Source organism: Janthinobacterium sp. ROICE36 (genome assembly GCF_002869965.1).
GTDB lineage: Bacteria > Pseudomonadota > Gammaproteobacteria > Burkholderiales > Burkholderiaceae_D > Janthinobacterium.
This window is the reverse complement of sequence record NZ_PEBS01000123.1, coordinates 1-8,568: the sequence shown is the minus strand read 5'-3', so window position 1 is coordinate 8,568 and position 8,568 is coordinate 1. Positions and strand designations below refer to the sequence as shown.

The 8,568-nt window shown below is 58.5% G+C and carries 8 protein-coding genes, 3 tRNA genes and 2 pseudogenes; 8 read left to right on the top strand and 5 right to left on the bottom strand.

Annotation, left to right across the window (positions count from 1 at the left end):
• Positions 1-217: 217 nt before the first annotated feature.
• Entirely contained in the window at positions 218-844 is a 627-nt protein-coding gene (locus CSZ94_RS26275; protein ID WP_102124198.1) for a flavin reductase family protein, read from the top strand.
• On the opposite strand, the gene CSZ94_RS29050 is transcribed toward CSZ94_RS26275, so the two are convergent.
• Together CSZ94_RS29050 and CSZ94_RS29045 are read right to left on the bottom strand one after the other, a co-directional pair.
• On the bottom strand, positions 817-1,011 hold the full coding sequence (locus tag CSZ94_RS29050; protein ID WP_258001225.1) for a helix-turn-helix domain-containing protein: 195 nt from the start codon (positions 1,009-1,011) through the stop codon (positions 817-819). The genes CSZ94_RS26275 and CSZ94_RS29050 overlap by 28 nt on opposite strands.
• Positions 1,012-1,053: 42 nt before the next feature.
• Positions 1,054-1,398: a DUF6597 domain-containing transcriptional factor gene (locus CSZ94_RS29045; RefSeq protein WP_258001224.1), complete on the bottom strand. Its 345-nt coding sequence runs from the start codon at positions 1,396-1,398 to the stop codon at positions 1,054-1,056.
• A gap of 52 nt (positions 1,399-1,450) precedes the next feature.
• Between CSZ94_RS29045 and CSZ94_RS28200 the strand changes: the two genes are divergently transcribed.
• Positions 1,451-1,627, top strand: coding sequence for a hypothetical protein (locus CSZ94_RS28200; RefSeq protein WP_180977637.1), 177 nt, complete (start codon positions 1,451-1,453; stop codon positions 1,625-1,627).
• Positions 1,628-1,651: 24 nt separating this feature from the next.
• Here the strand turns inward: CSZ94_RS28200 and uvrB are convergent, their stop codons facing one another.
• Complete coding sequence (gene uvrB / locus CSZ94_RS26260) at positions 1,652-3,739, bottom strand: excinuclease ABC subunit UvrB (protein ID WP_102124197.1); 2,088 nt, start codon at positions 3,737-3,739, stop codon at positions 1,652-1,654.
• Between the two features lie 111 nt (positions 3,740-3,850).
• Here uvrB and CSZ94_RS26255 point away from each other — a divergent pair, with 111 nt between their 5' ends.
• From CSZ94_RS26255 to CSZ94_RS29040, 6 genes and pseudogenes are all read left to right on the top strand, one after another.
• Positions 3,851-5,065, top strand: coding sequence for an amino acid aminotransferase (locus tag CSZ94_RS26255; protein WP_180977636.1), 1,215 nt, complete (start codon positions 3,851-3,853; stop codon positions 5,063-5,065).
• A gap of 131 nt (positions 5,066-5,196) precedes the next feature.
• Positions 5,197-5,272 (top strand) — tRNA-Asn (locus CSZ94_RS26250).
• 132 nt (positions 5,273-5,404) lie between these two features.
• A tRNA-Asn gene (locus CSZ94_RS26245) sits at positions 5,405-5,480 on the top strand.
• Positions 5,481-5,598: 118 nt separating this feature from the next.
• Positions 5,599-5,925, top strand: coding sequence for a Dabb family protein (locus CSZ94_RS26240; protein WP_102124196.1), 327 nt, complete (start codon positions 5,599-5,601; stop codon positions 5,923-5,925).
• Between the two features lie 89 nt (positions 5,926-6,014).
• Positions 6,015-6,090 (top strand) — tRNA-Asn (locus CSZ94_RS26235).
• Between the two features lie 763 nt (positions 6,091-6,853).
• A pseudogene (locus tag CSZ94_RS29040) lies at positions 6,854-7,014 on the top strand (IS5/IS1182 family transposase); the annotation flags it as partial.
• 17 nt (positions 7,015-7,031) lie between these two features.
• On the opposite strand, the gene secF reads toward CSZ94_RS29040, so the two are convergent.
• Positions 7,032-8,054 carry a protein translocase subunit SecF gene (gene secF, locus CSZ94_RS26230; RefSeq protein WP_102124195.1) on the bottom strand — a complete coding sequence of 341 codons (1,023 nt, stop codon included), beginning with the start codon at positions 8,052-8,054 and terminating at the stop codon, positions 7,032-7,034.
• 13 nt (positions 8,055-8,067) lie between these two features.
• Positions 8,068-8,337: pseudogene (locus CSZ94_RS26225) on the bottom strand (protein translocase subunit SecD); the annotation flags it as partial.
• Between the last annotated feature and the right edge of the window lie 231 nt (positions 8,338-8,568).

The following is an 8,568-nucleotide window of genomic DNA, read 5'->3' as shown; positions in this document are numbered from 1 at the left end:
TAGCAAGAAGTGGACGATGCCAATACGGGACTGGAAAGCGGCACTGAACCGCTTCGCCATCCAGTTTGAAGACCGGGTACCGCAGACTTAAACGAAAAACCGTTTACACAGAATTCAGTACACCCCCTGGCAACGCGGTGGCGGCAATTCCATTAAGCTGTCGTTCCAGGCGCTCCATCGGGGGCGTCGTTGACTTCTTTTAACTTCAGGAACTCGCGTGCTTGACCCCATTCACTTTTATGAACCTGCACAGGGCCATGGCCTGCCGCACGATCCCTTCAACGCCATCGTCGGGCCGCGTCCCATCGGCTGGATCGCCTCGCGCAGCGGCGAGGGTGTGCTCAACCTGGGCCCCTACAGCTTTTTCAACGCTTTCAATTACCATCCGCCGCTGATCGGTTTTTCCAGCATCGGCCGCAAGGATACCTTGCGCAATATCGAGCAGACGGGTGAATTCGTGTGGAACCTGGCGACCCGTCCGCTGGCCGAGGCGATGAATGCCGGCTGCGCGCCGGCGCCGCCCGAGGTCGACGAATTCGCGCTGGCCGGCCTGACGCCGGCCGCCTCGCGCATCGTCAAGGTGCCGCGCGTGGCCGAGAGTCCCGTGTCCTTCGAATGCCGGCGCACGCAGATCATCGAGCTGCAAGGATTGAATGGGGACGGCGTCGGCAGCTGGCTGGTGCTGGGGGAAGTGGTGGGCGTGCATATCGCGCGCCATCTGTTGACCGATGGCGTGTACGACACGGCCGCCGCTGCGCCGATATTGCGCGGCGGCGGTCCGGCCGATTATTTCGAGATCGGACCGGACAGCCTGTTTCACATGCGACGGCCAGTCTGGCCATAGGCGACTGTCGGCAGCTGCGAGCGGCGATAGTCGAGCGCCGTGCTGCCCACCAGTTCCGTAAAGCTGCGGCTGAAATGGGCCTGATCAAAAAAGCCCAGTGCCTGCGCCAGACTGGCCAGGTCGTCGGACTCGCCTAACACCAGCGTCTCGGCGTCCCCGGCCGGCATACCCAGCAGCGCATCAGCGGCGATAGTCGTGTCTGTAAAAGTTCACAGTGGCTGCATGATGAGCGGGCGCAGGCCGCCCGGCGCGAAACGCACGCCCAATACCTTGCCTGCACCGATCAAAGGCCTGTCAAAGGCGCCGCGCACCACGCCATGGATGGCAGTGCGGCCGAGGTCGAACACCAGGTGGGCGTTCGGATACGGCAGCACGCGCTGCGTCTCCGGCGCGCGCTCCCGCCTGTCCCATTCCACCACCCAGAAGTATTCGACAAACGGCGCCAGTGCGGCGGCGGGCGGATAGGTCGCCAGCCGTATGCGGCGCGCCGCAGCCTGCGGATCGACGATGCCTTTCGGCGCTTGCCCGCGCGCGGCGAGCTGGTCCTTTCGCATTGATCGAGGGAACCATGAAATCACACAACTTATCGGGCCTGATGCTGGCCGCATGTTGTCTATTATCGGTGGCGCCAGCCGGCGCCGCCCCGTCTACAGAAAGGGATCATCGCATGCAGCACTGCGTACGCTAACCGGGCAACTGACGGGCATCAGCGGGACGCTGGCCATCCGCATTGAAAACGGCCAGCATTTCTATGGCGTCGATTATTCGCTGCCGGAGCCGTAAGCCAGCCCAGGCAGGGATAGCAATCTATTTGCCCAATATCGACGCCACATTGTCCGTGCCCGGCGCGCCGAACAGCTGCTGCTTGAGGAGGTGCAGCTGGTCGCGCACTTGCGCGGCCTTTTCGAACTCCAGGTTCTTGGCGTGGTCGACCATCAGTTTTTCCAGGCGCTTGATTTCCTTGCTGACCTGTTTCTCGCTCATGGCTTCGAATTTCGCCGCTTCCTGCGCCACTTGCAAGTTTTCGCGCGCTTCCTGCGGGCTGTAGACGCCGTCGATCATTTCGCGGATCGATTTTTTGACGCCGATCGGGATGATGTTGTTGGCCGTATTAAAGGCGATCTGCTTGGCGCGGCGGCGTTCCGTTTCATCGATGGCGCGGCGCATGGAGTCCGTGATGCGGTCGCCATACAGGATCGCCGTGCCGTTCAGGTTACGCGCGGCGCGGCCGATGGTCTGGATCAGGCTGCGCTCGGAGCGCAAAAAGCCTTCCTTGTCCGCATCGAGGATGGCAACCAGCGACACTTCCGGCAAGTCCAGGCCTTCGCGCAGCAGGTTGATCCCCACCAGCACGTCGAAGGTGCCCAGGCGCAGGTCGCGCAGGATTTCCACGCGTTCCACCGTTTCGATATCGCTGTGCAGGTAGCGCACCTTGATGCCATGGTCGCCCAGGTATTCCGTCAACTGCTCCGACATGCGCTTGGTCAGGGTCGTCACCAGCACGCGCTCGTCCTTCTTGATGCGCTCGACGATTTCCGACATCAGGTCGTCCACCTGCGTGCTGGCGGGGCGCACGATGATCTGCGGGTCGACCAGGCCCGTGGGGCGCACGACCTGCTCGACCACCTGGTCGGAATGGTTTTTTTCGTAGTCGCCCGGCGTGGCCGAGACGAACACCGTCTGGCGCATCTTCTGTTCGAATTCCTCGAATTTCAAAGGCCGGTTGTCCAGCGCCGACGGCAGGCGGAAGCCATAGTCGACCAGGTTGGTCTTGCGCGAACGGTCGCCGTTGTACATGGCGCTCAGCTGGCCCGTCAGCACGTGTGATTCGTCGAGGAACATCAATGCGTCGGGCGGCAGGTAGTCGACCAGGGTGGGCGGCGGTTCACCCGGCAGCGCGCCGGACAGGTGGCGCGAATAGTTCTCGATGCCCTTGGTGAAACCGATTTCGGCCATCATTTCCAGGTCGAAGCGCGTACGCTGTTCCAGGCGCTGCTCTTCGATCAGCTTGTTTTCCTTGCGGAAGAACTCCAGACGCTCGCGCAGCTCGTCCTTGATGGTTTCCACGGCGCGCAGCACGGTGGAGCGGGGCGTCACGTAGTGCGAACCCGGGTACACGGTGAAACGGGGGATTTTTTGCCGCACGCGGCCCGTCAGCGGGTCGAACAGCTGTATCGATTCGATTTCGTCGTCGAACATTTCCAGACGCACGGCCAGTTCCGCATGCTCGGCGGGGAAGATGTCGATGGTATCGCCGCGCACGCGGAAGGTGCCGCGGCCGAAGTCGACTTCGTTGCGCGTGTACTGCATCTGGATCAGACGCGCGATGACGTCGCGCTGGCTGACCCTGTCTTTTACGCGCAACGTCAAAATCATCTGGTGGTATTCGTTCGGGTTACCGATACCGTAGATGGCCGAGACGGTGGCGACGATAATGACGTCGCGCCGCTCCATCAGCGACTTGGTGCACGACAAACGCATCTGTTCGATATGCTCGTTGATCGACGAGTCCTTTTCGATGAACAGGTCGCGCTGCGGCACGTAGGCTTCCGGCTGGTAGTAATCGTAGTAGCTGACGAAGTATTCGACCGCATTTTGCGGGAAAAAGTCGCGGAACTCGCTGTACAGCTGCGCCGCCAGCGTCTTGTTGGGGGCAAAGACGATGGCGGGTCGGCCCATGCGCGCGATGACGTTGGCCATGGTGTAGGTCTTGCCGGAACCGGTCACGCCCAGCAGGGTCTGGAAGGCCAGACCATCGGCGATGCCCTCGGATAACTGGGTGATCGCCGCCGGCTGATCGCCGGCCGGAGAGAAGGGCTGGTGCAGCTTGAAGGGGGAATCCGGGAAGGAGATAATTGCGCTTTCCGCCTCGCTGGCGGTAGATAATTCGGGCATGTGAATCAGACCTTTGTTAGAATAGTGCTCTGCTGGCGGCCCTGGCGTTGTATTCGGGGCGCTGTCTACAACTCCGCTGTGAACCTGCTTCCAATCGAATCCAATCTTATCATGACGAACCCAACTGTTTCTGCCAGTCTGTTTAGCGCCATCGAGATGGCCCCACGCGACCCGATCCTGGGCATCACCGAAGCATTTAACGCGGACCAGAATCCCGCCAAAATCAATCTGGGCGTTGGCGTCTATTATGACGACAACGGTAAAGTGCCTCTGTTAGCTTGCGTACGCAAGGCAGAAGCCATCCTGATTGAGCAGGCCTCGCCACGCACCTATCTGCCGATCGAAGGCCTGGCTGCCTACGACAAAGCGGTGCAAGAACTCGTATTTGGCGCCGATAGCGCCGTTATTCAAGAGCGCCGCGCCATTACCGTACAAGCCATCGGCGGCACGGGCGCATTGAAGATCGGTGCCGACTTCCTGCAGCGCTTCGCGCCGGGTGCCCAAGTCTACATCAGCGACCCGAGCTGGGAAAACCACCGCGCGCTGTTCGAGAACGCCGGTTTCGTCGTGAATAACTACACGTATTACGATGCTGCCACCCATGGCGTGAACTTCGAGGGCATGCTGGCCAGCCTGAACGCCATGCCAGCCGGCTCCATCGTCGTGCTGCACGCCTGCTGCCACAACCCGACCGGCGCCGACCTGAGCGTGGCCCAGTGGGATCAGATCGTCAGCGTCGTCACCTCGCGCGGCCTGGTGCCGTTCCTGGACATGGCTTACCAGGGCTTTGCCAACGGCATCGCCGAAGATGGCGCCGTGGTGCGCCGCTTTGCCGACGCGGGCGGCCCACTGCTGGTGTCGAACTCGTTCTCGAAATCGTTCTCGCTGTATGGCGAGCGCGTGGGCGCCCTGAGCGTCGTCGCTGCCAGCGCCGATGAGGCAGCCCGTTTGCTGTCGCAATTGAAGCGCGTCGTGCGCACCAACTACTCGAACCCGCCTACGCATGGCGGCAAGGTGGTCGCCACCGTGCTGGCCACGCCGGAACTGCGCCAGCTGTGGGAAGAGGAACTGGCCGGCATGCGGGTGCGCATCCGTGAAATGCGCAATGCCTTCGTGGAAAAACTGAAGGCCAAGGCACCAGGCCACGACTTCGAATTCGTGCGCCAGCAAATCGGCATGTTTTCGTACTCGGGCTTGACCAAGGAGCAAGTGGCGACCCTGCGCGAGCAATCGATCTATGCCGTCGACACGGGCCGTATCTGCGTGGCAGCGTTGAATTCGCGCAATATCGACATCGTTATTGACGCGATCGCCAAAGTGCTTTAAGATATTGCTTCTTCGGCGCTGCATGCAAGTGTGGCGCTGATGGCAGTGGAAAGTCGGCGATGGCCGTGTTTGTCGAGATGCAGTATGTGTCTTGCAAATGCGAAATAAGCGACATATAATATTGCCTCTTTTCCCTGATAGCTCAGTTGGTAGAGCGACGGACTGTTAATCCGCAGGTCCCTGGTTCGAGTCCAGGTCGGGGAGCCAGAATTCGAAAGGCCACGTTGAAAAACGTGGCCTTTTTTGTTGTGCGCCACAAACGCGAGTGGCGGCAAAAGTGGAATTTCCCTATGGGAATCTGGACAACTGAATAGTTGCCCTATATAATACGGCCTCTTTTCCCTGATAGCTCAGTTGGTAGAGCGACGGACTGTTAATCCGCAGGTCCCTGGTTCGAGTCCAGGTCGGGGAGCCAGAATTCGGAAGGCCATGTTGAAAAACATGGCCTTTTTTGTTTTCCGCCGCAGTGCCTGTGCCTGTGCATGGTCGCGTTTTGCGCTATCCTGAATGCATCACTTCAGGAGCGCCTTCCCATGACTTGTTCCTCCGCCTTGCGCCACATCGTCCTGTGCGACTTTCTCGACGGCCTCACCTCCGCCAAGCATGCCGAACTCGTGTATGAGTTTTCGCAGCTCAAGCACCGCATTCCCGGCGTGCGGCAATTCGAATGGGGGCCGAATGTCAGCCCGGAAAGCCTCGATGATGGCTTTACCGATTGCGTTACCCTGACCTTCGACGATGCCGCAGCGCGCGACGTGTATCTGACCCATGCGGCGCACCTGGCCTTTGTCGAGCAACTCAAACCATGGCTGGGCCGCGTGCTGGTCTTTGATTACTACCCGCAAGAGCAGCCCGGCTGACCGCCGGGCCAGGTGCAGCAGGGAAAATACACTTTTTCAGGCGGAAATATGGACATCGCAAAATTTTCCCTATAGAATGCGGCCTCTTTTCCCTGATAGCTCAGTTGGTAGAGCGACGGACTGTTAATCCGCAGGTCCCTGGTTCGAGTCCAGGTCGGGGAGCCAGAATTTTTGTAAGACCTAGAGCCCAGCCCTTACCCGGTTGGGCTTTTTGCATTCCAGAGGCCTGTTTATTTGCGCATAGTGGTCCAAGGTGACGCTGTTGGGCTTTTGGGATCGCCTACCCCTAGGGCTGGGCTCCGTTGGAACAGGGAGGCAGCCTGCGGGGTTACTGATGTTGGCCGGGACACGGGCAGCGCGACCGAACCGCTGCAACAGGCTGGAGCGGGCGAGGCGTCAAGGCGGGGAGCGCGTCTACCCGGTTGGGCTTTTTGCATTCCAGAGGGCACTTTATTTGCGCATAGTGGGCCTCAGCGGGGCCGCTGCGTGAGGGGCATGGGGCAGGCCTACGGCTGGGCTCGCGTGCCACAGGGCACCAGCAGGGTCAACCTTAGATCCTGTCCACTTTGGGCATCAGACCTTTTCCATTAGAGTGATAGCCTGTAATCTGAGGGATTGCCTCCTGGAGAGTATTCTTACGACTGTCGCCACTCATTCTCATGAGTCGCCGCTATCTGTTCTCTCTGACCTCCGCCATCTATTCCTATAGAACGCCGCCACTCGTTCTCGTTGGGCATCGTCAGCGTTCAGACGGAGCTGCTGCCATTACCCTAGAGGCACCGAAGGACTGCTTCCGCCCCATACCGGACGTTGAAAGGCGTAGCATATGGCGGGATGACCTATTCGTATAGGATCGGTCCTTCGAGTTTGAGGCGTTGCAATTTTCCCTGAAAAACTACGTCTTCGAATCAACAACGCGACAGAACCCAATGAACTCCACACCTTTGCCTTCATGCCAAAGCGTTGGATGGTGGGGGGGGCACCTTTGCTTGGCTTGAGAAATGGCTTAGCCTGTGGAAAAACTGCGAACGAAAGTTTGAAACAAGTTCGCAGTTTGTCACCTTGGTTTTCCTGGTACTTTTGTTGTGAAGATACCAATCAGACTCTTAGACCACCGCGTCGGCGGTCTCGTCTTTTTCCTTGACCGGTTTGATCAAGTCTTCGCGTTTCACACCCAGCCACATAGCTATGGCTGCGGCCACGAAAACAGACGAGTAAATACCGAAACAGATACCGATGGTCAGCGCAATGGCGAAGTAGTGCAAGGTCTGGCCACCAAAGAACAGCATCGACAGCACCATCATCTGGGTACAGCCGTGGGTGATGATGGTACGCGAAATGGTGCTGGTAATCGCGTTGTCGATCACTTCATGCACGCTGGCCTTACGCTGCTTGCGGAAGTTTTCGCGGATACGGTCAAAAATCACCACCGATTCGTTGACGGAGTAGCCGAGCACCGCCAGGATGGCCGCCAGCACCGTCAGCGAGAATTCCCACTGGAAGTAGGCGAAGAAGCCCAGGATGATCACCACGTCATGCAAGTTGGCGACGATGGCCGACACGGCGTATTTCCATTCGAAGCGAACGGCTAGGTAGATCATTACGCCGATGATCACCATCACCAGTGCGTTCAATCCGTTCTGCGCCAGTTCCTCGCCCACCTGCGGGCCGACAAACTCCACTTTCTGCAAGACCAGCGCTTCACTGCCAGCCACATCCAGACAGGCGCTCTTGAGCACGTGTTCACCCTTTTCAGTGACGGTATCTATGCTTTTTGTCGTACCTTGCTCGGACTTGCACAGTGCTTCAAACACGCGCTGGGAAGTGTTCGCGGCACTGCCCCCCTTTTCCACCGGTATGCGGATCATCACGTCACGCGCTGTATCGAAGCTGGTCACGCTAGGTTCTTCATAGCCCATGCCGATCAAGGTGCCGCGTATTCCTTCAAGGTTGGCCGCCTTTGGATACTTGACTTCCATCACGGTGCCACCCTTGAACTCAACGGAAAGATGTAATCCCTTGTGCAGCAAGAAAAACACAGCAGCAACGAAGGTCAGTGCCGAAATCACGTTGAAAATCAACGCATGACGCATGAAGGGAATATCTTTTTTGATGCGGAAAAATTCCATATGATCCCCTAAGTTATTTAGTACTCGGTACCCAAATGGTACCGATAGCGATCGATTGCAGTTTCTTTTTTCGGCCGTACCAGAGATTGACCACGCCACGCGAGATAAATACCGCGGAGAACATCGAGGTCAAAATCCCCAAGCAATGCACTACGGCGAAGCCTCGAATCGGACCAGAGCCGAAAACCAACAATGCAATGCCAACGATGAGAGTGGTTACGTTAGAGTCGATAATCGTCGCCCAAGCGCGGTCGAACCCGGCAGCAATCGCGGCCTGTGGGAGGGTGTAAATAATTTTGTGTAAACGGTCATTTGGCAGGACACTGCCGCCACCAAGGAGAAACAATGACCGTTGTAAAGCGTAACAAGCGGGCCAAGCCCAAGCAGGGGGGTGTACTGAATTCTGTGTAAACGGTTTTTCGTTTAAGTCTGCGGTACCCGGTCTTCAAACTGGATGGCGAAGCGGTTCAGTGCCGCTTTCCAGTCCCGTATTGGCATCGTCCACTTCTTGCTA

Coding starts and splice junctions, on each gene's coding strand:
- CSZ94_RS26240 (WP_102124196.1), top strand. CDS start 5,599: ATGACTTGTTCCTCCGCCTTGCGCCACATCGTCCTGTGCGACTTTCTC.
- CSZ94_RS29045 (WP_258001224.1), bottom strand. CDS start 1,398: ATGCGAAAGGACCAGCTCGCCGCGCGCGGGCAAGCGCCGAAAGGCATC.
- CSZ94_RS26255 (WP_180977636.1), top strand. CDS start 3,851: ATGACGAACCCAACTGTTTCTGCCAGTCTGTTTAGCGCCATCGAGATG.
- uvrB (WP_102124197.1), bottom strand. CDS start 3,739: ATGCCCGAATTATCTACCGCCAGCGAGGCGGAAAGCGCAATTATCTCC.
- secF (WP_102124195.1), bottom strand. CDS start 8,054: ATGGAATTTTTCCGCATCAAAAAAGATATTCCCTTCATGCGTCATGCG.
- CSZ94_RS29050 (WP_258001225.1), bottom strand. CDS start 1,011: ATGCCGGCCGGGGACGCCGAGACGCTGGTGTTAGGCGAGTCCGACGAC.
- CSZ94_RS28200 (WP_180977637.1), top strand. CDS start 1,451: ATGTTGTCTATTATCGGTGGCGCCAGCCGGCGCCGCCCCGTCTACAGA.